Raw genomic sequence first — 24,056 nt, 5'->3', positions numbered from 1 at the left:
CGTCCCGTTGCGGTCGAACCTGCACCGAGCCCACCCCGACGGGCCTCGCGACCCACGTGGCGCCGGTTTCCTCGCGGAGTCGCCCCGCGTTGCGCTGTCCCGAAGCCACTTCGTCGCCCCCGCCAGCGTCTCTGTTGCGGGCGGCGTCTTGTCCATCGACGAGACGAACGGTCGTGCACTAGTGCGGATCTGTGGTGTCGAGCCCGGCTTGGCGGCCCGCTTTACCGTCTCTGGCGGTGGCTTGATCTCCACCAAGACAGGCTGCGACTTTGCGGCGCGGCGAAGCCACCGTGCCGAGCCTGCCCCGGCGACCTGCGCAATCGCTGCGAGCGATGGGGTTCCCAGCGAGGAAACCCGTTGTTTTGCGCTGCCGGTGAATCGCCATGCCGAAATCGGCTCGGTGACCTGTGTGGGTTCCGGGTGCGGCGTGGTGTCCATCGCAAGGCCCCATTGCCGTGCGCTGCTCGATTTCCGGCGCCGCCGCGCCGAGTTCGGCGAAGCGGCCCGGGCGATAGCGGCGGAGGTGGCCTGATGCCCATCGCCAAAGCCTGGAGCGTCGCGCTGCTCGGCATCGAAGGCCGCGTGATCGAGATCGAGGCCGACCTGGGTGGCGGGCTCAGCCGGGTGACCCTGGTCGGCCTGCCCGACGCCGGTCTGAAAGAAGCCAAGGACCGCGTGCGCTCAGCTGTCCGCAACTCAGGCCAGCCCTGGCCCGACGGCAAAGTCACCCTCGGCCTCTCGCCCGCGAACCTCCCCAAGGTCGGCTCCGGCTACGACCTCGGCATCGCCGCCGCGGTGCTCGCGGCGAACGGAGCTGTCCCGGCCACAAAACTCCTCCGCACCATCCTCCTCGGCGAGCTGGCCCTCGACGGCCGCGTCCGCCCCGTCCGCGGTGTCCTGCCCGGGCTCCTGGCCGCGAGAGCTGCCGGCTACGAGCGAGCCGTCGTCCCGTCGGAGTCGCTCTACGAAGCCGCGCTCGTCGACGGCCTCGAAGTCGCCGGCGTCTCGCGCCTGGCCGACCTCGTCGCGTGGCTCAAGGGTGAAGGCGAGCTCGAGTCGAGCCCCGAGCCGATCGCAGCCGAGCCGCCGGAGGTACCGGACCTCGCCGACGTCGTCGGCCAGCCCGAAGCCCGCTGGGCACTGGAGGTCGCCGCCGCAGGCGGACACCACTTGCTGCTCACCGGTCCACCGGGCGTCGGCAAGACCATGCTCGCCAAACGGCTGCCGGGCCTGCTCCCCGCGCTGTCCCAGGAAGAATCTCTGCAGGTCACAGCCATTCACTCCATCGACGGCTCCCTGTCGAAGGCGTCGCCGCTGGTGACCGTGCCGCCGTTCGTCGCACCGCATCACTCGATCACCGTCGCGGCGCTCGTCGGCGGGGGCAGCGGCATCGCGACGCCCGGCGCCATCAGCCGGGCCCACCGCGGCGTGCTGTTCCTGGACGAGGTTTGCGAGTTCAGCGGCCACCGCCTCGACTCACTGCGCACCGTCCTCGAAGAAGGCGAGGTCCGCATCGCCCGCACCAAGGGCTCCGTCCGCTACCCGGCCCGCTTTCAGCTCATCCTGGCCACCAACCCGTGCCCCTGCGCGCCGCCGCGTGAGACCGACTGCATCTGCTCGCCGATCGTCCGCCGGCGCTACCTCGGGCGGATCTCGGGACCGCTGCTGGACCGTGTCGACCTCCGCGTGCGCCTGCGTCCGCTGACCGCGATCTCCGCTCATCAGTCCGCGGCACCCGAATCGTCCGAAACAGTCCGCACCCGCGTTCTGGCCGCCCGCGACCGCGCCGCCCACCGTTGGCGCACGCACGGCTGGCGCGCCAACTCCGACGTCCCCGGTCCCGTTCTCCGTCGTGAGTTCGTGCTGCCGTCGGCGACCACCGTTCTGCTCGACCGCGCCCTCGATCGCGGCCTCCTCACGGCCCGAGGCGCCGACCGTTGCCTCCGCATCGCCTGGACGCTCGCCGACCTCTCCGCCACACCCCACCCGACCCCCGACCACGTCGCCGCCGCCCTCGACTTCCGCGAAAGGACCGCCGCATGACCCGCCCCCGAAAGGAATCCGCCGTGAAACGCCATCTGCGTCTCATCCCGAATCCCCACAACCCGCCCCAACTTGATCCGGCCTGCGTCCGCGCCGTCCTCGCGCCGCGCCGGCTGTCGCTCGTGAGACTGAGAGGTGCGGCATGACGGCCTTGCCGACCGAACAGCCCGTCGCCACCGCGACCGACGAAGAGCGCCTCGCCCGCGCGTACCTGCTGCGCGTCGGCGAGCCCCCGGCGCCGGCGTTGGTCGCGTTCGTGGGGGAGCGCGGCCCGGTCGAGGCCGCGGCCCGCGTGCGCAGCGGCGACTGCCCCGACAAGGTCCGCCGCGAAACCGCCGCCCGCCGCGAAGTCGACCTGGCCGAACAAGACCTGGAGACGGCCGCGAGAACTCAAGCCCGCTTGGTCGTGCCCGAGGATCACGAATGGCCGGCGTGGCCGTTGCTCTCTCTGGCGGTCGCGAGTGGACGCGGAGTCGAGAACGTCGCGGCCCCGCTCGGCCTCTGGGTCCGCGGCGGCGCGAACCTCGCGAAAGCGGCCGATCGCGCGGTCGCCGTCGTCGGGGCGCGCCTCGCGACCAACTACGGCGAACACAACTCCGCCGAGTTCGCTCACGGCCTCGCCACCCGCGGCGTCCCGGTCTTCTCCGGCGCCGCCCTCGGCATCGACGGCGCCGCCCACCGGGGTGCCCTCGGCGCCGGCGGCGTCACGGTCGCCGTGCTGGGCTGTGCCGTCGACATCGGCTACCCGGCCGGCCACGTCGACCTGCTCAAGCGCATTGCCGACAATGGTGGCGCCGTCGTCAGCGAGTACGCCCCCGGCACGCCGCCCGCGCGCCATCGCTTCCTCGTCCGCAACCGCCTCATCGCCGGCCTCACCGACGGCACCGTCGTCATCGAAGCCGGCATCCGCAGCGGCGCCCGCAACACCGCCACCACCGCGGGCGCACTCGGCAAGGTCGTGATGGCGCTGCCGGGCCCCGTCCAATCCGCCAACTCGGCCGGCTGCCACGCCCTCATCCGCGACTGCAAGGCCACCCTCGTCACCTCCGTCGACGAGGTGATCGACACCGTCGGCCGGTTCGGCCCCGCACCCGAACCGGAAAACCCCAGGCCGCGTCGCCCCACCGACGTCCTCGCCCCGGAAGCCCTCCGCGTCTACGAAGCACTCGTCCCGCGCGCCGGCCGCTCGGCCGACCAGGTCGCCACCGAATCGGGCGTCCCGGTCGACCGCGTGCGCGCCCTGCTGCCCGAGCTGGAAATCGACGGCTTCGCCGTCCGCGGCGACACCGGCTGGCGCCGCATCGTCCGCTCGGCACCGAAGTGAACGGCGTCGGCCACGGCGCTCAGCCGCACGGCGAACGGCTGCGCCCGGCCCTGGACCGGTCGGGTCGAACGGTGCCGAGTTTCGTTCGTGGTCCCGCCCGCTCGGTGCCGGATCGCGTCGGCCGCCGCCACGCTCGGCCACCCGGTATCCGCGCCGGTCGGCAGGACCTTGATCGGCGCCGGACACGTCGCTCGGTCGCGTGGTGCGGCACCCGCTCGCGCGTCGGTGAACGGCGACGAACCACGGCGTTCGCTGGACGGCATTCCGCCCGCGTGTCGCCGGACTATGCGTGCGGCGCCTGTCGGCCACCCGCCCACGCTTCGGTGAACGGCGCTGGTCGCCGCGCTCAGCCGCACGGCGAACGGCTGCGCCCGGCCCTGGACCGGTCGGGTCGAACGGTGCCGAGTTTCGTTCGTGGTCCCGCCCTCGGTGCCGGATCGGTCGGCCGCCACACTCGGCCACGCGGTATCCGCGCCGGTCGGCAGGACCTTGATCGGCGCCGGACACGTCGCTCGGTCGCGTGGTGCGGCACCCGCTCGCACCTCGGTGAACGGCGACGACTGCGGCGCTCGGCCAGATGGCGCACGGCTCACGCGGTGTCGGAATGTGCGCGCGGCACCCGCCAGCGCCGTGCGACGGCTCGCACGTCCGTGAACGGCAACGGCCGCGGCGTTCGGCCTGACGGCGTACCGCCCGCGTTGGCGTCGGAATGCGCGGGTGGCACCCCGGCGCCGCACCACCGGCTCGCGCCTCGGTGAGCGCCAACAACCGCGGCCCGCCGTCCGCGTGGCGTCGGAATGTGCGTGCGGCGCCGAGGAGAAGGGCGTGGCGATGCTTGACCTCGGGCGGTGGTTCGCGCAGCGTGATCGGCATGTCGTCAGCGAGCGCTCGCCGGGACGCCGCTTCGCGCGCGTCGGGGCATCGGAAAGGGCCGCAGCGGCCGGATCTGCGGGCGGTGCGCGAGGGGTTGCCCGGGCCGGAGCGCGCGTTGGTGGCCGAGTACGAACGGCATCTGGCGCTGGAGCGTGGGCTGTCTCCGCACACGGTGCGGGCGTACGTGGGCGACGTGGTCTCGCTGCTGGGGTTCCTGACCGCGGCGGAGGACGGGGACCGCGGGCTCGCCGATCTCGACATCGGGCTGCTGCGCGCGTGGCTGGCCGGCCAGCGGGCCGACGGTGCGGGCCGGACCACTTTGGCGCGGCGGGCGGCGGCGGCGCGGACGTTCACCGCGTGGGCCCACCGCCAAGGCGCGCTGACAGCGGACCCGGGTGGCCGGCTCGCGGCGCCGCGGGCGCACCGGACGTTGCCGGGTGTGCTGCGAGCCGATCAGGCCGACGAGTTGATGCAGGCGGCCGCGATGGGAGCCGAGCAGCGGGATCCGGTTGCGCTGCGTGACCGTGCGCTCGTCGAGCTGCTCTACGCGAGTGGCATCCGGGTGTCGGAGCTGTGTGGTTTGGATGTCGGCGCGGTCGATTTCGGGCGGCGTGTCGTCTCGGTGATCGGGAAGGGGGACAAGGAGCGGACGGTGCCGTTCGGCGTTCCAGCGGCCGAGGCGCTCACCACGTGGCTCGACGCGGGGCGCCCGGAACTGGCCGGCCCGAAGTCGGAACAGGCCCTGTTCCTGGGGGTTCGCGGTAGCCGGCTCGATCCCCGCGCGGCGCGGCGCGTGGTGCACGAGGCGGTGGCCGCGGTGCCCGGAGCACTCGACATGGGGCCACACGGATTACGCCACTCCGCCGCGACCCATCTGCTGGAAGGAGGTGCCGATCTCAGGAGCGTTCAGGAACTGCTCGGTCACGCTACGCTTGCCACGACCCAGCTCTACACTCACGTGACCGTCGATCGGCTGAAGGCGATCCATGACCGAGCACACCCACGGGCCTGACGAGGCCGGTGGCGGCTCGGCCGGTAAACCCGGGGCCGAACCGCCGACGCACGCGCATCCGCACGAGCACGGAGACCATACTGAGCCGCATGCCGAGAACGACCGTGCAATGACCTCCACGCCGCAAGTCACGGACGCCGGGCTGAGCACTGCCGGAGGCGAGGGCGCCGTCAGCGAGGACGGGCGCCCCGGTCATGACGTCGACGCGGGCATCCAGGCCTTGTGGCAGCAGTTCGCCGACAAGCCGGACCAGGCGTCGCGCGACCGGCTGGTGCTGCACTACGCGCCCCTGGTGAAGTACGTCGCCGGCCGGGTGGGCACGGGCCTGCCGACGCACGTCGACGTCGGCGACCTCGTGCAGTCAGGCATCTTCGGTCTCGTCGACGCGATCGAGAAGTTCGAGCCCGCGCGCGGGCTGCGGTTCGAGACCTACGCGATGCAGCGCATCCGCGGCGCGATCCTCGACGACCTGCGCTCCCAGGACTGGGTGCCCCGCGCCGTGCGCAGCAAGGCGAAGGAGGCCGAGCGCGCCCTCGAACGCCTCGGCGCGCGCCTGCACCGCACCCCCACCGACGCCGAGCTGGCCACCGAGCTCAACATCGGCCTCGACGACCTGCGCGACTTCTACGGCCAGCTCCAGCTCACCAGCGTCGTCGCGCTGGAAGACCTCGTCGCGGCGGGCAAGGACAGCGGCTCGCTCGTTGACACGATCCCCGACGACGGCGCCGTCGACCCGGTCGCCGTCCTCGTCGACCAGGACAACCGCCGCCAGCTCGCGGAGGCCATCGCCCAGCTGACCGAGCGCGACAAGATCGTGGTCAGCCTCTACTACTTCGAAAGCCTCACGCTCGCCGAGATCGGCAAGGTCCTGGGCGTCACGGAGTCCCGCGTGAGCCAGCTCCACACCCGCGCCGTGATGCGGCTGCGCGCCAAGCTCACGGAGCAGCCCAGCACCTGAGCGCGGCCTGGTCACGGCGGGTCGGCCCACGGTTTCAGCCGGACTCGGCCCGGCACGCCGACGAGGGCCAGCGGGTCGATGTACTCCTCTCCTTTGCGGGCACCCCAGTGCAGGCACGTGGCGGTGGGACAGCCGGGGTGCCCGGCGGCCACCGTGCCCAGCGGCTGGCCGCGGTAGACCTGGTCGCCGGTGGCCACGCCCGGAGTGACCGGCAGGTAGGTCGTGCGAAGGCCACCGTCGTGGTCCACCGCGACGACGCCGTGGCCCCCGACCTCTCCCGCGAAGATCACGACGCCCATGTCGGCCGCGAGAACCTGTTGCCCCGCAGCGGCTTCCAGGTCGACGCCACGATGGCCGGGCCCGTAGACCGTGGCGGGCGGCTCGAAGAACCGGGTGACCTTCGGCCGAGGCGTGAGCGGCCAGGCCAACCGCCCCGCTTGCGCGCCGACATTCGGCGCGGGCGGGACATCGGCGAGTGCCCGCCCGGCCCACGCGCCGGGCAACACGCTGAGCAGCACCAACGCGGCGACCACCACGAGCCGGGTCCGCGCCGCAGCTCGGCGCAGCACGTCGAGCCAGCGCATCCACAACGGCGGGGCCGGGCGCCGGTGGCGGCCCCGCCGAGACCGCCCGGGCGGGGACAGCCGGTCGCACACCGCGGCCCTGCCTGGCGCTGCGGCCGGGCCAGACGGTGTCGGCCGGCCAGGCGAGGAAGTGCCGCCGAGCAAGGTACATTCGCGGGCCACGTCAGAACCGCTGAGCGAGGCAGCTCGGGAAACCCAAGGCGCCCAGCGAGCGCCCGCTGCACGCAGAGCGCCCAGGACACGTGGCGCACCCGGGCCGCTGAACACAGCTGAAGCGCGCAGGCGTCCTGGAGCACGCGGGGCATCTGACGCACGCGATGCACTTGAAGCACTCGGGGCACCTGAAGCGCGCAGGGCACCTGAAGTGTGCGAGGTACTTGAAGAGGCCCGAACAGCAGAAGCGCGCGGGCCACCCGGGGCACGCAAGGCACCAGAAGTGGCCAGGCCATGCGAAGCGTCGAGAGCACCCGAAGCACGCAAGGCGCCTGAAGCGGCCAGAACACCGGAAGCGTCGAGCGCACCATAAGCGCCCACGCCGCCCGAAGCACTCACCGCACCCATTGGCCGCAAATCGCCACGCCCCAGCGCAAAGACCGGCCGCAGCGTCGAAGTGCGGATCGAGGAACACGAGGTCGTCGTCACGGGTTCGATCATGGGGCACCCCCGGACCGGCACCCTGCCAACAAGGCGAGTTATCCACAGGCGGCCCCGAGTTGTGGACAACTCTGCCGGGCGGGAGCGCTGCCGGTGGGGGCGCCGCTGGTGGCAGGGGGTAGAATCTTTCCCGCAGCCCACTCGCTGGGCTGACTTCGCGTGCTCGTGCGCGCGGCCCGGCCGGTTCCGCTTGAAACACCAGCGGAGCCCCGGACGGAAAAGTCGCACGGCGCCCGGCGGTCCCTGGGGTTCTTGGCACATCAAGAACACCGGGGTCCGGATGCCGGCACGAGCACCAGGGCGAGCGGTCACCCGGCCGCGCGCGACAAACCGAATGAGCACGTCCGCGGGCGCGAACCGCGGGGGTGCGCTACTACAGAGAAGGTGTGATTCCGGCAATGGCCGTCGTCGCCATGAAGCAGCTGCTCGACAGCGGCGTGCACTTCGGGCACCAGACTCGTCGGTGGAACCCGAAGATGAAGCGCTACATCTTCACCGAGCGCAACGGCATCTACATCATCGACCTGCAGCAGACGCTGACGTACATCGACCGTGCGTTCGAGTTCATCAAGGAAACCGTCGCGCACGGCGGCACGATCATGTTCGTCGGCACGAAGAAGCAGGCTCAGGAAGCCATCGCCAGCGAGGCCGCGCGCGTGGGCATGCCCTACGTGAACCAGCGCTGGCTCGGCGGCATGCTGACCAACTTCCAGACCGTGCACAAGCGCCTCCTGCGCCTCAAGGAGCTCGAGGCCCAGGAGCAGACCGGCGGCTTCGCCGGCCTCACCAAGCGCGAGATCCTCACGCTCACCCGTGAGAAGGACAAGCTCGAGAAGACCCTCGGCGGTATCCGCGACATGGCCAAGGTGCCGAGCATCGTGTGGATCGTCGACACGAAGAAGGAGCACATCGCCGTCGGCGAGGCTCGCAAGCTGAACATCCCGGTCGTCGCGATCCTCGACACCAACTGCGACCCGGACGAGGTCGACTACCCGATCCCGGGCAACGACGACGCGATCCGCTCGGCCGCGCTGCTCACCAAGGTGGTGGCCGAGGCCGCCGCCGCCGGCCTGATGGCCCGGTCGAGCCGCAACGGCGGGTCGGCCGACACGAAGCCCGAGCCGGGCGTCGCGTCGGACGAGCCGCTGGCCGAGTGGGAGAAGGAGCTGCTCGCCGGTTCGGAGACCGCCGCGGCCGACGCCACCGAGGCGGCTGCCGCGACCGAGGCCGCCACGGAGGCTGCCACCGAGGCCGCCCCGGAGGCGACCCCCGAAGCCGTGACCGAGCAGGCCCCGGCCAACTCCTGATCCACCGTGTCCGGGCGGCCCGCGCAGGGCCGCCCGGGCGCTGATCACCTCACACGTACCTGAAACGGACGGATTCAACACGATGGCGAACTACACCGCCGCTGACGTGAAGCGCCTGCGCGAGATGACCGGCGCCGGCATGATGGACTGCAAGAAGGCCCTCGAGGAGAACGACGGCGACTTCGAGAAGGCCGTCGAGTTCCTGCGCATCAAGGGTGCCAAGGACGTCGGCAAGCGCGCCGAGCGCGCCACCGCCGAGGGCCTCGTCACCGGCGAAGGCGGCGTGCTCATCGAGCTCGACTCCGAGACCGACTTCGTCGCCAAGAACGACGACTTCCAGCAGCTCGCCGCGAAGATCGTCGAGGTCGCCAAGACCCTCAAGACCAACGACGTCGAGGCCCTCAAGGCCGCCGACCTCGACGGCAAGCCCGTGATCGACACGGTGCAGGAGCTCTCGGCCCGCATCGGCGAGAAGCTCGAGCTGCGCCGCGTGGTCGCGTTCGAGGGCAAGACCGCCACCTACCTGCACCGCCGCGGCTCGGACCTGCCGCCGGCCGTGGGCGTGCTCGTCGAGTTCACCGGTGACGACGCCGAAGCCGCCCGCGGTGCCGCCATGCAGGTCGCCGCGCTGCGCGCGAAGTACCTGACCCGCGAGGAGGTGCCGGCCGAGATCGTCGAGAACGAGCGCCGCATCGCCGAGCAGACCGCGCGCGAAGAGGGCAAGCCCGAGCAGGCCCTGCCGAAGATCATCGAAGGCAAGGTCACCGCGTACTACAAGGACAACGTCCTGCTCGATCAGCCGTCGGTCAAGGACAGCAAGAAGACCGTGAAGGCCCTGCTCGACGAGGCCGGCGTGACCCTGACCCGGTTTGCCCGGTTCGAGGTCGGCCAGGCCTGAGCGAGGTACTGGGACTAGGTTCTGCCACTGTGCCCCCGTCTCCGCGGTGCGGGGACGGGGGCACAGTCGGGTCCAGCCGCCCGGCGCCCCCTCACAAAGGGGAACGGCGGCCATCGAACACAGGAGGCGACACACAGATGGGTGACCGGGTCGACGGCGGCTACCGAAGGGTGCTGCTGAAACTGGGCGGCGAGATGTTCGGTGGCGGCTCGATCGGGGTCGACCCCGACGTCGTCCACTCCGTCGCGCGCCAGATCGCCGCGGTCGCGCGCACCGGCGTGCAGGTGGCGGTGGTGATCGGCGGTGGCAACTATTTCCGCGGCGCGGAGCTGTCCCAGCGGGGGATGGACCGTGACCGTGCCGACTACATGGCCATGCTGGGCACCGTGATGAACTGCCTGGCCCTGCAGGACTTCCTGGAAAAGGAAGGCCTGCCCACACGCGTGCAGACCGCCATCACGATGGGCCAGGTCGCCGAGCCGTACATCCCGCGCCGCGCCGAGCGGCACTTGGAGAAGGGCCGCGTGGTCATCTTCGGCGCCGGGGTCGGCATGCCGTACTTCTCCACCGACACGGCCGCCGCGCAGCGCGCGCTGGAGCTCGGCTGCGAAGCCGTGCTCATGGCCAAGGCCGTGGACGGTGTCTACACCGCCGACCCGAAGGTCGACCCAAGCGCCACGATGTTCCACGAGATCAGCCACCGCGAAGTGCTCGAGCGCGGCCTCAAGGTCGCCGACGCCACCGCGTTCAGCCTCTGCATGGACAACAACATGCCGATCATCGTCTTCAACCTGCTCACCGAGGGGAACATCGCCCGTGCGGTGAGTGGTGAGAGGATCGGGACGCTGGTCAGCACCCCCGCCGACGGGGTGTCGGCCTAGACCTGCTGGGATCAGCACAGGTTCGACCATCACAACACCGGGAGTAGCCGTGATCGACGAGACCCTCCTCGACGCCGAGGAGAAGATGGAAAAAGCGGTGTCTGTCGCGAAGGACGACCTGACGTCGGTGCGGACCGGCCGGGCCACCCCGTCGATGTTCTCGCGCATCGTCGTCGAGTACTACGGCGCGATGACCCCGCTCAACCAGCTGGCGAGTGTCAACGTGCCCGAGGCGCGCATGGCGCTGATCAAGCCCTACGACCAGACGCAGCTCGGTGCCATCGAGAAGGCCATCCGCGAGTCCGACCTGGGCGTCAACCCCAGCAACGACGGCAACGTGATCCGCATCGTCATCCCGCAGCTCACCGAAGAGCGGCGCAAGGAGATGGTGAAGGTCGCGAAGAGCAAGGGCGAGGACGCCCGCGTCTCGATCCGCAGCATCCGCCGCAAGTCGAAGGAAGAGCTCGACCGGATCGCCAAGGACGGCGAAGCGGGTGAGGACGAGGTCGCACGCGCCGAGAAGGAGCTGCAGAATCTCACCGACACCTACGTGCACCAGGTCGACGAGCTGGTGAAGCACAAGGAAGCCGAGCTGCTCGAGGTCTGATGAGCCAGGTGAGCGAGGAACGAGACGAGCGGGTGGAGCACACCCCGCAGCCGGAGCCGGCTGACCAGCCCGAACCGGGTGGACAGCCGGAGCCGGCCAAGAAGGACTCCCGGGCCGGGCGCAACCTGCCCGCAGCCATCGGCGTGGGCCTGGTGCTCGGCGCGGCCATCATCGTTTCCCTGCTCACCGTCCGCTTCATCTTCATCGGGGTCATCGCGATCGCGATCGGGGTCGGCACCTTCGAGTTCGCCGGCGTGCTCAAGCGCGTCGCGAACATCAAGGTCGCGATGATCCCCGTACTCGTCGGCGGCCAGGCGATGATCTGGCTGGCCTGGCCGTTCGGCCGCGCGGGAGCGCTCACGGCGTTTGTCCTCACGGTGCTGGCCTGCCTGCTCTGGCGGCTGCCCGGCGGCGCCGACGGCTACCTGCGCGACATTTCGGCGTCGGTGTTCGCGAGCGCGTACCTGCCGCTGTTCGGCGCGTTCGCCGCGATGCTCGTGCCGCCGGAGGACGGCGTCGGCCGGGTCCTCACGTTCCTCATCGCCGTGGTCGCCTCCGACACCGGCGGCTACATCGCCGGTGTGCTCGGCGGCAAGCACCCGATGGCACCGTCCATCAGCCCGAAGAAGTCCTGGGAGGGCTTCGCCGGGTCGATGGTCGCCGGCATCGTGGCCGGCATCCTCACGATCAGCCTGATGCTCCACGGCCACACCTGGCAGGGCGCGGTCTTCGGCGCGGCGATCGTGCTCACCGCGACGCTGGGGGACCTCGTCGAGTCGCTGATCAAGCGCGACCTCGGCATCAAGGACATGGGCACGCTGCTGCCGGGCCACGGCGGCATCATGGACCGCCTCGACTCGCTGCTGCCCTCGGCCGTGGTCTCCTGGCTGCTGCTCTCGGCGTTCGTCCCCGCGTGACGCGCCTGACCCACCTGATCGACCCGACGCGCGGACCTGCGCTGGGAGCTTCGGCCTCCCAGCGGTAGCGAACAGTTCGTGGACCACCGAAGCGTCGGCGCGGTTCACTCGAGGTCATGACGGCCTCGACCTCACCTTCGACCCACGAACGTTCTCCGGCCCGGCTCGCGCTCGCCGCGGTGTGCCTCGGGTTCGTGATGATCACGCTCGACGCGACCATCGTGAACCTCGCGCTGCCCGCCATCGGCGCCGAGTTCGGCGAACGGTCCACGGCCGCGCTGCAGTGGGTGGTCGACTCCTACACCGTCGCGCTCGCCGCGTTCCTGCTCACCTGGGGTGAGGCGGGCGACCGGTGGGGCTCGCGGCGCGTCTTCGAGATCGGCGTTGCGGTGTTCGTCTTCGCCTCGATCGCTTGCGCCGCAGCGGATTCCCTGCCGTGGCTCGTCGCCGCCCGTGCGGTGCAAGGCGCCGGCGCGGCGGCGCTGCTGCCGTCTTCGCTGGCCCTGATCGTGCACCAGTTCCCCGAAGCCGGTGCGCGTGCCCGCGCGCTCGGCGTGTGGGGCGGCATGAGCGGCATCGGGCTCGCGGCGGGACCGATGCTCGGTGGTCTCGCGGTCGGGCTGGCCGACTGGCGGCTTGTCTTCGCGGTCAACGTGCCCGTCGGGTTGATCGCGATCGCGTTGACGCGCCGGTACGTCACCGAAACCACGCCGCGTCGACAAGCCCGCATCGACGTGGTCGGGCAGGTCCTTGGCACGGCCGCGCTGGCGAGTGTGGTCGCCGGGCTCATCGAGGCCGGCCACGCGGGCTGGGCGGACGTGACCACGCTGGTGCTCGTCGGCGCCGGCATCGTGGCCGGGATCGCGTTCGTGGTCGCGGAAAAGGTGATCGCCGCGCCCGTGCTGCCGCTGGGTGTGCTGCGCGTACGCGCCTTCGCCGTGGCGACGGCGATCGGCGGTCTGTTCAACTTCTGCCTCTACGGCACGCTGTTCTGCCTCGCGCTGTTCCTGCAGCGCGTGTGGCATCTCAGCGCACTTGTCGCCGGGCTCGCGCTCGTGCCGCTCACGCTCGCGGTGGGGCTCAACGCGTTCGTCAGCGGCCGGCTCACGCACCGGTTCGGTTCCCGCCTGCCGATCGTGGCCGGCAGCCTCACGGCGCTGGTCGGCGCGGCGGGGCTGGCGTTGCTGCCGAACGAGCGCTCACCGGTGCTGCTGGTGGTGTTCTCGCTGGTCTTCGGGTTCTGCTCGCTCGCGATGCCCGCGATGACGTCGCTGGCCATGAACGCGTTGCCCGGCAAGGCAGGCATTGCCGCGGGTGTGCTCAACGCGGCGCGCCAGACCGGCGGCGCGGTGGGCGTCGCGCTCGTCGGCGGGCTGCTGCCGGGCACGGCGATGTGGGTCGTCGCCGGGGGCTACGGCGGGATCGTGCTGCTGACGGGGTTGCTGCGGCCCCAGCCTAAAGGCCCAGCGTCGTGAGCCCCAGTCGTTGTCAGGCTCAGTCGTCGTACGGGTCGTCGACCTCGGCGCGGCCGACGTCGTCGAGCGTGCGCGAGTGGTCGATCACCGCGAACACCGCGCCGTCGGGGTCGGCGAGGATCGCCATGCGGCCGAACGGCGTGTCGTACGGCTGGATCACCACGGCCCCGCCGAGCATCAGCGCCTGCCCCGCCGTCGCGTCGCAGCCACGCGCCGGGTCGACTTCGAAGTAGACCAGCCAGTGCGGGGGTGTGTCGCGGCTGTACTCCGGGCCCATCACGTAGCGATACAGCACGGGTGTGTGCTCGATGAGGTATTCCGCGTAGTCGACGCTCTCGCCGTCGCCGATCTGGTGGCTCGCGTAGCTGAAGAGCTTGGTGTAGAAGTGGTCGGCCGCCGCGCCGTCGTGCGCGTTGAGGTCGGCGCCGCTGAACGTGTTGGGGATCCCGGTGACGAAGCGCCAGTCGTGCGGCGCCTCCCAGAACACCACGGGCGCGCCCGCCGCGTCGATCGCGTGCAGGATGCTGCCGCGGTCGGGGATCGCGACCGGTCCCAAGGTCACCTGGCCGCCGAGGTGCTCCACCCATTCGGCCGCGCTCGCGGTGTGCGGCACGGAGACGTGCAGCGTCCAGCCGGGCGCGCTCTGCGCCCCGGCCTGGTAGAGACCGCCCGTCGGCTCGCCGGCGAGCGACGAGACCCAGTAGCGGCCGGTGGGCGCGGCGGGGTCGCGGTGGACGTCGTACTGCCAGCCGAACAAGCCCGTGTAGAACTGTTGCGACACCGCTTCGTCGCGACAGGCCACCTCGATCCAGCACGGGAGGCCGGCCGGAATCGCGCTTGTGCTGGCCGAACCGATGGTCATCGCGGCCTCCTCCCGGTGAGCAAGAAGTCTATGCGGTGCCCGTGATTTTCTCGCCGTGAGCCCCGAACCCCGGAACCGGCTCGCGGCCGACGTCGTTGGAGTCGTTCGTGCGATGGTTCTCCCGCTCCGCCGGCTCCTCCCGCGCGACCGAGGTCGTGCCGAGCCCCAACATCTGGTACTACCAGCAGGCCTACGAGGTGGAGAACCGCGCGCAGGACGTCGACGGCGAGATCTGGCGGGTCCTTCGCGAGGAGTGCGACTGGACCGGCCGCGACGTTCTCGACCTCGGTTGTGGTGACGGATTCCACTTGCCGCGCTTCGCCCGCGACGCGCGCTCGGTGCTCGGCGTCGAGCCGTATGCACCACTGGCGCGCGACGCGGCGAAGCGCGTGCGGGAACTGCCGAACGTGTCAGTGCGCGAAGGCCGCGCGCAGCGGCTGCCGGTCGACGACGCGAGCGTCGACGTGGTCCACGCACGCACGGCGTACTTCTTCGGCCCCGGCTGCGAACCGGGGCTGCGTGAAGCGGAACGCGTGCTGCGGCCCGGCGGGTCGATCCTGATCGTCGATCTCGACGCGACGAGCGAGCCCTACGGCGGCTGGCTGCGGGCGGACATCCCGCATTACGACCCCGCGGAGATCGAGAAGTTCTTCGAAGGCGAGGGCTTCAGCCTCCGGCGCGTGGCGACGCGCTGGTTGTTCACCGACCACGCCGCCATGGAGTCAGTGCTGAAGATCGAGTTCAGCGCGCAGGTCGCCGCGCGGGCCGTGGCCGACGTGCACAAGCGCACGATCAGCACGGCCGGCGGGGCCGGGGTGACGCTGCCGGTGGGCTACCGCGTGCACACGCGGGTGAAGCCCACCGGCCTCGTCCTGCCGGGTCACTCTGCTTCTTCCGGCGAATCGTCGGTTTCGTCGACCTCGACCTCGCCGAGGATCGAGTAGACCGAGCGCCGGGCCTCGTTGAGCACGTCGACCACCCGAGCCTGCTGGCTCGCGCTGCCGGCGCGCATCACCTGTACGACCGCCGCCGCGAGCGTGGCGCCCGCCTTGCGCAGGTCGACCTCGACGGGGTCGACGTCCTCGGCGAAGTGCTCCCACGGCGGGGTGCCGGTCTGCTGCTCCGCGGCCGCGCGGCCCTCGTCGGTGAGCTCGAACAGCTTCTTGCCGTTCTCGTCCTTGCTCACGACCAGGCCTTCGTCGGCCAGCATCTGCAGCGTCGGGTAGATCGAGCCGGGGCTGGGCTTCCAGAAGCCGCCACTGCGCTCGCCGATCTCGCGGATGATCTCGTAACCGTGCCGCGGCTGTTCCGCGAGCAGGGTCAGGATCGCCGCGCGGACGTCACCGCGCCGGCCGCGACGCGGGCCGTGGCCTCGTCGTCCGCCGGGACCGCCGTGGCCTCGCCGGCCGCGACCCATCGGGCCGCCGGGGCCGAAGCCGAAGTCGCCGAACTCGCGGCCGAAGGGGCCGAAAGCGGGACGACCGTGTTCTCCGTGTTGGTGCGCGCCTCGCGCACCGGGGTGAGGGTGCCTCATGTCGATGTTCCTTTCTGTGTTGTCTGCCTCGGCTCCGCCGAGGCGTGCGAGAGCGCCTTTGAGCCCGCGATCTCGCCGAACGGTTGCGACTGGTTCACGATATATCGAAAACGGTCGCGATGCAACCTACCGACTGTCGCGGACCTGCGCGAGGGACGTTTGCGGTGGTCGGAGATACTCGAAGGAGTAAGAAGAAGCGCTGAACCGACCTGGGAGACCCGACCCCCCATGCTGGACCGAGTGGTCATCGACGCCCTGTTCCCCGCGGACCTGCCCGAGCCGGAGCACTGGGAGCAGCGCTACCCGGCGCGGCAGCTGCCCGACGACGCGAAGGTGACCCGGTTCGGCCCGTCCCCCACGGGGTTCGTGCACATCGGTGGCATCTACGTGGCCACGATCGACCAGGACGTCGCCCGCCGCTCCGGCGGCCGCTACCTGGTGCGCGTCGAGGACACCGACCAGTCGCGCGAGGTCGAGGGCGCGCTGGAGCAGTTCGAGCGCGGCTTCTCCTACTTCGGTCTGCAGGCCGACGAGGACACCCTGCGCGGCGGCGACTACGGCCCGTACCAGCAGTCGGGCCGTGAGCAGATCTACCTCACGTATGTGCGGCAGCTGCTGCGCGAAGGCCGCGCGTACATCGACTTCGCCACGAAGGACGAGCTCGCGTCCATCACCGCGCGCCAGCAGGCCACGAAGCTGCCCACCGGCTACTACGGCGCGTGGGCGATCTGGCGCGACGCCGACCCGGCCGACGTGCAGGCGAAGCTCGACGCCGGCGAGCCTTGGGTCGTGCGGTTCCGCGCGCCCGACGACACCGGCGCCCGCGTGCGCTTCACCGACGCCATCCGCGGCACGATCGAGGCCGAGGCCAACCGCAACGACGTGGTGATCCTCAAGAGCTCCGACCAGAGCCCCCGGCTGCCGACCTACCACTTCGCGCACGCCGTGGACGACCACCTCATGCGCGTGAACCTCGTCATCCGCGGCGACGAGTGGATCTCGTCCGTGCCGGTGCACCAGCAGCTGTTCGACTCGCTCGGCTTCGAGCCGATCACCTACGCGCACATCGCCCCGCTGATGAAGCAGGAGGGCGGCAGCAAGCGCAAGCTCTCCAAGCGCAAGGACCCCGAGGCGTCGGTCGACTTCTACATCGAGGCCGGCTATCCCGTCGAGGCCGTCCTGTACTACCTGCGCGGGCTCGCCAACGGCCGCCTCGCCGAGCTGCCGCTGGCCCAGGCGCTGGACGAGCCGATCAACCTCGACGAGATGGGCGTCGCGGGACCGCTCGTGGACCTCGTGAAGCTCGACGACATCTCCGCCGACCACATCGCGACGATGTCCGGCGCGGAGATTCTCGCCGCCGTGCGCACGTGGGCGCAGCGCTTCGACCCGGAGCTGCTGTCGGTGCTCTCCTCGTCGGAGGAGCTGGCTCTGCGCGCGCTGGCCGTCGAGCGCGAAGGCGCCGAGAACCCGCGCAAGGACCTCAAGAAGTGGAGCGAGTTCCGCGCGGTCTACGGCTTCTTCTTCCCGCAGCTGCACGCGCCCGTGACCGGCCCGGACGACGAGCGCATCGCCGCCCTCGGCGTGGCGCCGGACGTCGTGCGCGCCGTGGCGGCGGACTTCGTCGCGAACTACCGGCAGCTCGACGACGGCCAGGAGTGGTTCCAGCAGATCCGCGACGTCGCGGCCAAGCACGGCTTCGCCAAGAACGCCAAGGAGCTCAAGAAGGACCCCGACGCGTTCCCGGGCTCCATCCGTGAAGCGTCGCAGATCATCCGCATCGCCATCACCGGCTCCACCCGCAGTCCGGACCTGCACTCGATTACCCAGGCGCTGGGCGGCGACGAGACCTTGCGGCGGTTCGAAACCCTGACAGCCTGACTGTCCACACGGGACACGCCAAGCCGACCGCGAGCACGGCGAACGGCGCCGTCTTCGCGGTCGGCCGCCTCGGTCGGGTGGTGACTGGCAGCACACGACCGGGGGAGTGCTGACGGCGTGTCCGGTGGACGTGGAATACTGGATCGGTTATGACTGCCCTCCCCCTTGTTTTCGACGCGCCCAAGCGCGGCCTGCCGCCGCGTCACCTCGCCGACCTCACCTCCGCCGAGCGGGCCGAGGCCGTGGTGGAGCTGGGGGAGAAGGCCTTCCGCGCGAAGCAGCTGTCGAACCACTACTTCTCGCGCCTGACCGTCGACCCGGCCGCCATGACGGACATCCCGGCGACCGCGCGTGAGCGCCTGGTCGCGGACCTGATGCCCGCGCTGCTCACCGAGGTCCGCGCGCTGTCCGCCGACAACGGCGCCACGCGCAAGACGCTGTGGCGCGCCCACGACGGCACGCTGCTCGAGAGCGTGCTCATGCGCTACCCCGACCGCGCCACGCTGTGCATCTCCAGCCAGGCCGGCTGCGGCATGGCGTGCCCCTTCTGCGCCACCGGCCAGGGCGGCCTCGACCGCAACCTGTCGACGGCCGAGATCGTCGACCAGGTCCGCTCCGCCGCCGCCGTCATGCGCGACGGCGACATGCCCGGCGGCCCGGGCCGCCTGTCGAACATCGTCCTAATGGGCATGGGGGAACCTCTCGCGAATTACCGGCGGGTGGTGGCGGCGGTGCGGCGGATTACGGATCCTTCTCCGGAGGGTTTGGGGATTGGTCAGCGTTCGGTGACGGTGTCGACGGTGGGGTTGGCGCCGGCGATCCGGAAGCTGGCGGACGAGAAGATGCAGGTGCGGTTGGCGGTGTCGCTGCATACGCCGGATGACGAGTTGCGGGACACGTTGGTGCCGGTGAACAACCGGTGGTCGGTGGATGAGGTTCTTTCGGCTGCCCGGTATTACGCGGACACGTCGGGCCGTCGGGTGTCGATCGAGTACGCGTTGATCCGGGACATCAACGACCAGCCGTGGCGGGCGGAGTTGCTGGCCAAGCGGTTGCGCAAGCATCTGGGTCAGTTGGTGCATGTGAACGTGATTCCGTTGAACCCGACTCCGGGCAGCAAGTGGGATGCGTCGCCGAAGCCGGTGGAGCGGGAGTTCGTGCGGCTGGTGAATGCCGGGGGCGTAGCCTGCACGGTGCGTGACACCCGTGGTCAGGACATTGCGGCGGCGTGTGGCCAGTTGGCTGCCGAAGGCTGAGTTTTCGTTTCAGTGATGGGAAAGTTCCTGTGATTTCAACGCCCTGCCTCCTCGACCCGGCGGCGGAAGAACTGAAGCTGCGCGACATCACCGGCGGCGTGGCGGTCGCCCGCGCGGCCCGCACGCTGCTGGGCGAGCGCTTCGACTCGGAGAGCTTCATGTACGTGCTGATGCGCGCGTACGCGGTGGACTTCCACGCCGCCCGCGACGCGGCCCGTTGGCAGGGTTTCGGCGAAAGCCCGCGGGCGTTGTCGGATGCGGATCTTGAGGTGCTGCTCGCGCCCTGGGTCGCGACTGCCTGACCTTGCTGGTTGACGGCCGGGCAGGGGGTCGGCCGCGTGCTGCCACGGGTCGTCGGCCGTGCTCGGCGTCGCCGGCGAGATGATCCTCGGCGTCGGGTCGCACTGGGAAAGCTACGCCAACAGCCGTTTCCGCGTTTGCTCCACCAGTGTTTCGTGCTGGTGCCGCTTCACGGCGTTGCTTAGTGCGGGCCTCGGCCGAGCCGGTCTGGTCCGCATCGCGCGGGTTGACCGGGGCGAGCGCGGTTGTGACTGTGGCGACGCAAGCGGCTCGAGTGGGAGGGCCAGGACTGGTTGTGTGGGGTTCTGGCGGTTCGTCAGCCGACGGTGTGGTCTTTTCGGCTCCGGGTCTGACTTGTGTGGTTGTCGAGGTCATCGTCGGGCCAGTGCACGGCGGATGCGTGCTGGGCAGCAGGCGTTTGGGGCGCGTGATCCGGCTGCTTCTCGCCGGGTTTCCGCCGGAGCCGACTGCGCTCTGTGGCTGGGCGAGTCGCGGGGCGGCGGCGCGTGATGTATCCGCGTACTCGCCGGGCTCGTATCTTCGGCAGTGGCACGGTTGGGACGGTCGAGCCGGGAGGCGGCCAGGCGTCGGTGGACGGGTCCTGCCGTGGCGTGGCTGACGACGTCGCGGATGTCGTGGTCGTGGTGGCGGCCTCGGCGACGAGTCCGCCGAGCGGGCCTGAGGCCTCCCCGTCTTGGTTACGGCATGCTCGTTGCTGATGGTTGTACTGCGCCACGACCAGCCCGGCGCCGCCCACCAGCAGCAACGCGAAGAAGGCCATGATCGCGTTCCAGCCGATCACGACGAGCAGGAGCGGTCAGTGCCGGATGCCTCGGGCGTGTTGCCGGCTGCTCTCCGACATGCGTCGGCCGTGGCGGTTGTCGTTGCGGTGGATCGAGGCTGCGGCCGCCGGAACGGCGGCTGTACCAGCTCGCCGGTGGCGAGGTTCCCGTGTCCATTGTGGAGTGTTTGGGAAAGCTGCTTGCGCTGTGGATTCTGGTGATCGCAGACGATTGCGTCGGCGTGCTCGATCAGGGCGAAACCGTCGGGCAGGGCGTGGTTTTCCAGCCATGAGCGGGCTTGCCGGCCGGCAGCGAGCAGACGGTGCAGGCTCTCGGGCTCCACGTCGTCCGGCCGCCAGGCTGCGGCGATGATCTGGGGGTCGTCGGAGTAAGCGTTTTCCCAGCCACGTTTGCTCGCGGTCTCGACCAGGCCGAGTGCAATGCGCCCAGGGGTGTCGCCGCGCACCACAACACCGGGAGCCACCGTGGGGACGGCGCGAACCGGCTGGTTGCCTCGGGCGCGGTGCGACGAGTGCGGTGGGACAGAGCGGCTGATGGCGCTGATGATGCGGTTCAGTTCGGTGATCACAATGGTCTCCGGGAGTTGTGGGTGGCGCGGTCCGGCGGCGAAGGGGGAGGGTGCCGGACCGCGCCCGGCTGCACCTGAGGAGGGGAGGCGCAGCCTGCTGGGCTCGGTGGGGATGGGATCTGCCGGGGCACGAGGCCGGCGCAGAGCAGCCCGCCGGCGAGGACGACTACGGCCACGATCACGCCGGTGGCGATGACCGCGATCACCAGCCTGGACAGCGTGCCCGCGTTCACTCCGGCATGAACGGCCATCGTGCAGCGTGCAGGGCGAGTCGCGCTCGCAGCGTGCCTCACCATCAGCGCTCTCCGAGACACGGGCTGCAAGTCGCCTCCACGTGAGTGCCACCGAAAAGTGCCGCTGCGCGGCATCGGATCGACCCGTGCGTCGGCGCGTTGGCGTGCGGCGCATCGCCTGCACGGCCGCGCGGCGCACGGGCGGGCTGAGGTCCGCGTGACCGTCGTGTGCTCATCACCCCTCCAAGTGTTTGGCCCCTAAACTCGTCGACCGAGCGATATTCGATCGGAAGTTTTGGGGTCTAAACTCGATGCTAGGGGTCGGCGTCGTGGGCAGTCAAGGGGTCTAAACTCCGACGGGTGAGTACGGACCGCATCTTCGATGACCTGCGCGGCGACCCCGACCCGCTCCGCCGGGGGCGCCGCGCGACTGAGCTGCTCACCGAGTACGCCCAGCTCACGGCCGAGCTTGCACGGATCCGGCGCCAGGCTATCGACGCGGCCCATGACGATTTGCACTTGAGCTACACCGACATTGCGCCGCAGATCGGGCTGACGAAAGGGCGCCTGTCGCAGGTGCTGAAGACCGCACCGGCCGCCGAGCGGCTGTTCTTCGGACACGGCCCCGTCGGCATCGGCGTGCCCTTCCGCTACCAGACCACGGATCGGGAGCGGCCGCTCATCGCCGCGGAGGACGCCGAAGCCGCTGACGAGATCGCCGAACTGCTCAGCTCGATGATGTTCGTGACGACCCGATACCAGGTCGAGCCCGACCAGACGGCCCTTCCCTCCGGGGACACCGTCGTGCTCTGCGGTCCGAAATCGGCACCGATCGGTGCCTGCCTGCTTGCCACCGACCCTGCCCTGCGCATGGTCGAGGACGGCGGGCGCTGGTGGATCGAGGAGGTGGCCAGCGGGCAGCGGCACGGGTCACCGGCCGACGACCGGCCCGCCGGGTCAGGCGATATCGCCTACGTCGCCCGGCGCATCCGCGACCAGCGCGTCATCGTGCACATCGCCGGCATCCACACCATCGGGTCCCTCGGCGCCGTGCATTACCTGACCAGCAACTTGCCCTCGCTGTTCGCCGACATCGGCGACGCTGAATGTTCCCTCGTCGTCCGTTCCACGCTGGCAGACCGCCGCGTCACCGCGAGCAGCAGCCTCGCGGGTCCGTTCATCTGGTGACGCCGTGAAAACCATCGCCTGCCAGCTGCCCGGGTTCGACGACAGCGACGACAAGATCTTCGTCACCGACCACGCCATCGTCATGCTCGACGGCGCCTCCGCGTTCGTACCCGTGCCCGTCCCACCCGCGGTCTATGCACACGAACTAGGCCGGCGGCTGAGTCAGCGGCTCGAGGAGGCGCCCGACCACGACCTCGCGGGCATCTTGGCTCACGCGATCCACGATGTCGCCACGGACCTGAGCCTTGAACGGGGCCGCTCACCCTCCAGCACCGTCACGATTCTGCGCGAGCACGCCGGCACGATCGACATCCTGATCCTGGGCGACAACCTCGTCGCCCTCCCCGGCACCACCCTCACCGACGATCGACTGAGCCGCCTCGACCTCGCACCCAGCCGGCACTACCGCCACCGGCTCGCACGCGGCGCCGGGTTCGACGAGACTCACCGCGAAACGCTCCGGCAACTGCAGAGCCAACAGGCCGCGCGGCGAAACCAGGAAGGCGGCTACTGGATCGCTGAAGCCGACCCCGCCGCTGCGCAGCACGCGGTCACCAGCCGGTTTCCCGTCGGCGACGTCCCATGGGCGGTGCTGGCCACCGACGGCGCGTACAAGCCGATGCAGTACCTAGGACTCGCAGACTGGCCGATGCTGGCCGGGAGCGAGAAGGCGGACCTGGAGCGCGTCTTGCACCAGTGTGAGGTCTGGGAAGCTTTCACTGACCCGATCGCGGCGCAACTTCCCCGGGCGAAGCGCCACGATGACAAGAGCCTGGCCGTAGTGCATCGCTAAACACCGATGCCCAGACACTGGATCGTCGCCGGGCGGGTAGGGGTTTGGTTGCTCTCCACGAGATTGAGTACTCGGTCAAGTGCGTCGGGCCAGACCAGGGTGGACGCCATGCGGTCGCAGAGGGCTTGCCAGAGTGGGTCGTGCGGGCAGCAACGCGCCGAGCACACCGGCGAACTGTAAGCCGCCTGCGCGACCAACCGCGAACTCATGGCCCAGCTCAACCGCGCCGTGCCCTGAGGCAGGATGTCGAGGCCACGCAGGACGTACCTGAGGGGATCTCGGATGGACTTCAATCGGCAGGCTCGTGATCAGCTGGCGCGGCTCAATACGCACCGCGGCCCCGTCATCGCCTCCGCTGTGGTCGTGGTTATCGCGCTGCTGTCGGCCGTCTGGCTCGACGACACGGACGCGTGGGCCGGGCTGGGCCAATGGGCCGGCGCGTTCGGCTCGGTGCTCGCGGTGACCGTCGCACTGCGGATCTCCCAGCGTGAGTCCGATAATGCCCGGCAACTCGCTCAGTTGGACGCCGAACGCGAAGCCGAGCAACGACGCACCGAGAAGGAAGAACGCGAACTCGAACAGGCACGCCTGGTGGTCGCGGCCATCGAGTACCCGACCATCGACGAAGAGCTCAACTTCAAGAGGCAGACCGGACTTGAGCCCCTGGATGCGGTCCGCATCACCAACTTCAGTTCCCGTCACGTGTTCAACCCTCGCATTGAGGGGTTCTTGCACCAGAACGGCGGGACGATCGCTTGGGACGTCGAGGCTGAGTTCCCCGGCGGCTACGAGGCTGCACCGTCCGTGCTGGGCACAGGAAAGGAGGACGTGATCCCGGTGGCGCTGAAGTACGACCCACCGGTCACGGAGGACGACTACCCGCTCCGCACGAAGGTGATCCTCGGCTTCACCGACGCCGACGGGCGCCGCTGGCGCCGCTTTGGCGAAGCCGCACCGCGGCGCGTGACCGCCGACGATACGTTCGGGGCAGGCGGCCCAGACTGGTACCGAGCGAGCTGACCCGGCGCTGATCGCCGAACCCGATTTTGTGCTGGCCCGCGCGTCGACTCCCACCGTCCGTTACCCGTAGATGCGTGCAAGACGC

General features: G+C 70.4%; 23 protein-coding genes. 18 read left to right on the top strand and 5 right to left on the bottom strand.

Annotated features, from left to right (window positions below; all coding sequences use genetic code 11):
* Positions 1–148: 148 nt before the first annotated feature.
* The 5 genes from QRX50_RS46890 to QRX50_RS46870 all read left to right on the top strand — a co-directional run bounded on the left by QRX50_RS46890 (position 149) and on the right by QRX50_RS46870 (position 6,210).
* Positions 149–532, top strand: coding sequence for a hypothetical protein (locus QRX50_RS46890; protein ID WP_285969487.1), 384 nt, complete (start codon positions 149–151; stop codon positions 530–532).
* Positions 532–2,043 carry a YifB family Mg chelatase-like AAA ATPase gene (locus tag QRX50_RS46885; RefSeq protein ID WP_285969486.1) on the top strand — a complete coding sequence of 504 codons (1,512 nt, stop codon included), beginning with the start codon at positions 532–534 and terminating at the stop codon, positions 2,041–2,043. The genes QRX50_RS46890 and QRX50_RS46885 overlap by 1 nt, the downstream gene beginning before the upstream one ends.
* Positions 2,044–2,185: 142 nt before the next feature.
* Positions 2,186–3,367 carry a DNA-processing protein DprA gene (dprA, locus tag QRX50_RS46880; RefSeq protein WP_285969485.1) on the top strand — a complete coding sequence of 394 codons (1,182 nt, stop codon included), beginning with the start codon at positions 2,186–2,188 and terminating at the stop codon, positions 3,365–3,367.
* Between the two features lie 871 nt (positions 3,368–4,238).
* On the top strand, positions 4,239–5,252 hold the full coding sequence (locus tag QRX50_RS46875) for a tyrosine recombinase XerC (protein ID WP_285969484.1): 1,014 nt from the start codon (positions 4,239–4,241) through the stop codon (positions 5,250–5,252).
* A gap of 109 nt (positions 5,253–5,361) precedes the next feature.
* Positions 5,362–6,210 (top strand): FliA/WhiG family RNA polymerase sigma factor, encoded by an 849-nt coding sequence (locus tag QRX50_RS46870; protein ID WP_285969483.1) that lies wholly within the window; start codon positions 5,362–5,364, stop codon positions 6,208–6,210.
* An 11-nt stretch (positions 6,211–6,221) separates the two neighbouring features.
* Here the strand turns inward: QRX50_RS46870 and QRX50_RS46865 are convergent, their stop codons facing one another.
* Positions 6,222–6,794 carry a M23 family metallopeptidase gene (locus QRX50_RS46865; RefSeq protein WP_285969482.1) on the bottom strand — a complete coding sequence of 191 codons (573 nt, stop codon included), beginning with the start codon at positions 6,792–6,794 and terminating at the stop codon, positions 6,222–6,224.
* 1,052 nt (positions 6,795–7,846) lie between these two features.
* On the opposite strand from QRX50_RS46865, the gene rpsB reads away from it, so the two are divergent.
* From rpsB to QRX50_RS46835, 6 genes are all read left to right on the top strand, one after another.
* On the top strand, positions 7,847–8,755 hold the full coding sequence (rpsB, locus tag QRX50_RS46860; protein WP_285969481.1) for a 30S ribosomal protein S2: 909 nt from the start codon (positions 7,847–7,849) through the stop codon (positions 8,753–8,755).
* An 82-nt stretch (positions 8,756–8,837) separates the two neighbouring features.
* Positions 8,838–9,653 (top strand): translation elongation factor Ts, encoded by an 816-nt coding sequence (gene tsf / locus QRX50_RS46855; protein ID WP_285969480.1) that lies wholly within the window; start codon positions 8,838–8,840, stop codon positions 9,651–9,653.
* A 137-nt stretch (positions 9,654–9,790) separates the two neighbouring features.
* Positions 9,791–10,534 carry a UMP kinase gene (gene pyrH / locus QRX50_RS46850; RefSeq protein WP_285969479.1) on the top strand — a complete coding sequence of 248 codons (744 nt, stop codon included), beginning with the start codon at positions 9,791–9,793 and terminating at the stop codon, positions 10,532–10,534.
* 49 nt (positions 10,535–10,583) lie between these two features.
* Positions 10,584–11,141, top strand: a complete 558-nt coding sequence (gene frr / locus QRX50_RS46845) for a ribosome recycling factor (RefSeq protein WP_285969478.1) — start codon at positions 10,584–10,586, stop codon at positions 11,139–11,141.
* On the top strand, positions 11,141–12,058 hold the full coding sequence (locus tag QRX50_RS46840) for a phosphatidate cytidylyltransferase (protein ID WP_285969477.1): 918 nt from the start codon (positions 11,141–11,143) through the stop codon (positions 12,056–12,058). Before frr ends, QRX50_RS46840 begins: the two co-directional genes overlap by 1 nt.
* A gap of 116 nt (positions 12,059–12,174) precedes the next feature.
* Positions 12,175–13,533 carry an MFS transporter gene (locus tag QRX50_RS46835; RefSeq protein WP_285969476.1) on the top strand — a complete coding sequence of 453 codons (1,359 nt, stop codon included), beginning with the start codon at positions 12,175–12,177 and terminating at the stop codon, positions 13,531–13,533.
* A 19-nt stretch (positions 13,534–13,552) separates the two neighbouring features.
* Here QRX50_RS46835 and QRX50_RS46830 read toward each other — a convergent pair whose 3' ends face one another.
* Positions 13,553–14,395 carry a VOC family protein gene (locus QRX50_RS46830; protein ID WP_285969475.1) on the bottom strand — a complete coding sequence of 281 codons (843 nt, stop codon included), beginning with the start codon at positions 14,393–14,395 and terminating at the stop codon, positions 13,553–13,555.
* Positions 14,396–14,502: 107 nt separating this feature from the next.
* Between QRX50_RS46830 and QRX50_RS46825 the strand changes: the two genes are divergently transcribed.
* Positions 14,503–15,339, top strand: a complete 837-nt coding sequence (locus QRX50_RS46825; protein ID WP_285969474.1) for a class I SAM-dependent methyltransferase — start codon at positions 14,503–14,505, stop codon at positions 15,337–15,339.
* Here the strand turns inward: QRX50_RS46825 and QRX50_RS46820 are convergent.
* Entirely contained in the window at positions 15,276–15,929 is a 654-nt protein-coding gene (locus QRX50_RS46820) for a PadR family transcriptional regulator (RefSeq protein ID WP_285969473.1), read from the bottom strand. The genes QRX50_RS46825 and QRX50_RS46820 overlap by 64 nt on opposite strands.
* 228 nt (positions 15,930–16,157) lie before the next feature.
* On the opposite strand from QRX50_RS46820, the gene QRX50_RS46815 reads away from it, so the two are divergent.
* The 3 genes from QRX50_RS46815 to QRX50_RS46805 all read left to right on the top strand — a co-directional run bounded on the left by QRX50_RS46815 (position 16,158) and on the right by QRX50_RS46805 (position 19,368).
* The gene (locus tag QRX50_RS46815) at positions 16,158–17,810 is read left to right on the top strand and encodes a glutamate--tRNA ligase (protein WP_285969472.1); all 1,653 of its coding nucleotides are present in this window, start codon (positions 16,158–16,160) and stop codon (positions 17,808–17,810) included.
* Between the two features lie 149 nt (positions 17,811–17,959).
* Positions 17,960–19,066: a dual-specificity RNA methyltransferase RlmN gene (rlmN, locus tag QRX50_RS46810; RefSeq protein WP_285969471.1), complete on the top strand. Its 1,107-nt coding sequence runs from the start codon at positions 17,960–17,962 to the stop codon at positions 19,064–19,066.
* Between the two features lie 29 nt (positions 19,067–19,095).
* Entirely contained in the window at positions 19,096–19,368 is a 273-nt protein-coding gene (locus QRX50_RS46805) for a hypothetical protein (protein ID WP_285969470.1), read from the top strand.
* A gap of 314 nt (positions 19,369–19,682) precedes the next feature.
* Here QRX50_RS46805 and QRX50_RS46800 read toward each other — a convergent pair whose 3' ends face one another.
* Both QRX50_RS46800 and QRX50_RS46795 read right to left on the bottom strand, forming a co-directional pair.
* Complete coding sequence (locus QRX50_RS46800; protein WP_285969469.1) at positions 19,683–20,168, bottom strand: hypothetical protein; 486 nt, start codon at positions 20,166–20,168, stop codon at positions 19,683–19,685.
* Positions 20,165–20,737 (bottom strand): hypothetical protein, encoded by a 573-nt coding sequence (locus tag QRX50_RS46795; protein ID WP_285969468.1) that lies wholly within the window; start codon positions 20,735–20,737, stop codon positions 20,165–20,167. The genes QRX50_RS46800 and QRX50_RS46795 overlap by 4 nt, the downstream gene beginning before the upstream one ends.
* Before the next feature lie 593 nt (positions 20,738–21,330).
* On the opposite strand from QRX50_RS46795, the gene QRX50_RS46790 reads away from it, so the two are divergent.
* From QRX50_RS46790 to QRX50_RS46780, 3 genes are all read left to right on the top strand, one after another.
* Complete coding sequence (locus QRX50_RS46790; RefSeq protein ID WP_285969467.1) at positions 21,331–22,158, top strand: hypothetical protein; 828 nt, start codon at positions 21,331–21,333, stop codon at positions 22,156–22,158.
* A 4-nt stretch (positions 22,159–22,162) separates the two neighbouring features.
* Positions 22,163–22,951: a hypothetical protein gene (locus tag QRX50_RS46785; RefSeq protein WP_285969466.1), complete on the top strand. Its 789-nt coding sequence runs from the start codon at positions 22,163–22,165 to the stop codon at positions 22,949–22,951.
* Positions 22,952–23,233: 282 nt separating this feature from the next.
* Positions 23,234–23,971, top strand: coding sequence for a hypothetical protein (locus QRX50_RS46780; protein ID WP_285969465.1), 738 nt, complete (start codon positions 23,234–23,236; stop codon positions 23,969–23,971).
* The last annotated feature ends 85 nt before the right edge of the window (positions 23,972–24,056 follow it).

The sequence above is a fragment of the Amycolatopsis sp. 2-15 genome, from assembly GCF_030285625.1.
Lineage (GTDB): Bacteria > Actinomycetota > Actinomycetes > Mycobacteriales > Pseudonocardiaceae > Amycolatopsis > Amycolatopsis carbonis.
Note: the sequence above shows the minus strand (reverse complement) of the source record. Positions and strands in the feature narration are given on the sequence as shown.

Bases quoted from the DNA above. Each gene is read 5' to 3' on its own strand.
- tsf (WP_285969480.1), top strand. From the start codon at position 8,838: ATGGCGAACTACACCGCCGCTGACGTGAAGCGCCTGCGCGAGATGACC.
- QRX50_RS46830 (WP_285969475.1), bottom strand. From the start codon at position 14,395: ATGACCATCGGTTCGGCCAGCACAAGCGCGATTCCGGCCGGCCTCCCG.
- QRX50_RS46815 (WP_285969472.1), top strand. From the start codon at position 16,158: ATGCTGGACCGAGTGGTCATCGACGCCCTGTTCCCCGCGGACCTGCCC.
- QRX50_RS46875 (WP_285969484.1), top strand. From the start codon at position 4,239: ATGTCGTCAGCGAGCGCTCGCCGGGACGCCGCTTCGCGCGCGTCGGGG.
- QRX50_RS46835 (WP_285969476.1), top strand. From the start codon at position 12,175: ATGACGGCCTCGACCTCACCTTCGACCCACGAACGTTCTCCGGCCCGG.
- QRX50_RS46885 (WP_285969486.1), top strand. From the start codon at position 532: ATGCCCATCGCCAAAGCCTGGAGCGTCGCGCTGCTCGGCATCGAAGGC.
- QRX50_RS46820 (WP_285969473.1), bottom strand. From the start codon at position 15,929: ATGAGGCACCCTCACCCCGGTGCGCGAGGCGCGCACCAACACGGAGAA.
- QRX50_RS46870 (WP_285969483.1), top strand. From the start codon at position 5,362: ATGACCTCCACGCCGCAAGTCACGGACGCCGGGCTGAGCACTGCCGGA.
- rpsB (WP_285969481.1), top strand. From the start codon at position 7,847: ATGGCCGTCGTCGCCATGAAGCAGCTGCTCGACAGCGGCGTGCACTTC.
- QRX50_RS46840 (WP_285969477.1), top strand. From the start codon at position 11,141: ATGAGCCAGGTGAGCGAGGAACGAGACGAGCGGGTGGAGCACACCCCG.
- rlmN (WP_285969471.1), top strand. From the start codon at position 17,960: ATGACTGCCCTCCCCCTTGTTTTCGACGCGCCCAAGCGCGGCCTGCCG.
- QRX50_RS46865 (WP_285969482.1), bottom strand. From the start codon at position 6,794: ATGCGCTGGCTCGACGTGCTGCGCCGAGCTGCGGCGCGGACCCGGCTC.
- QRX50_RS46780 (WP_285969465.1), top strand. From the start codon at position 23,234: ATGGACTTCAATCGGCAGGCTCGTGATCAGCTGGCGCGGCTCAATACG.
- dprA (WP_285969485.1), top strand. From the start codon at position 2,186: ATGACGGCCTTGCCGACCGAACAGCCCGTCGCCACCGCGACCGACGAA.
- pyrH (WP_285969479.1), top strand. From the start codon at position 9,791: ATGGGTGACCGGGTCGACGGCGGCTACCGAAGGGTGCTGCTGAAACTG.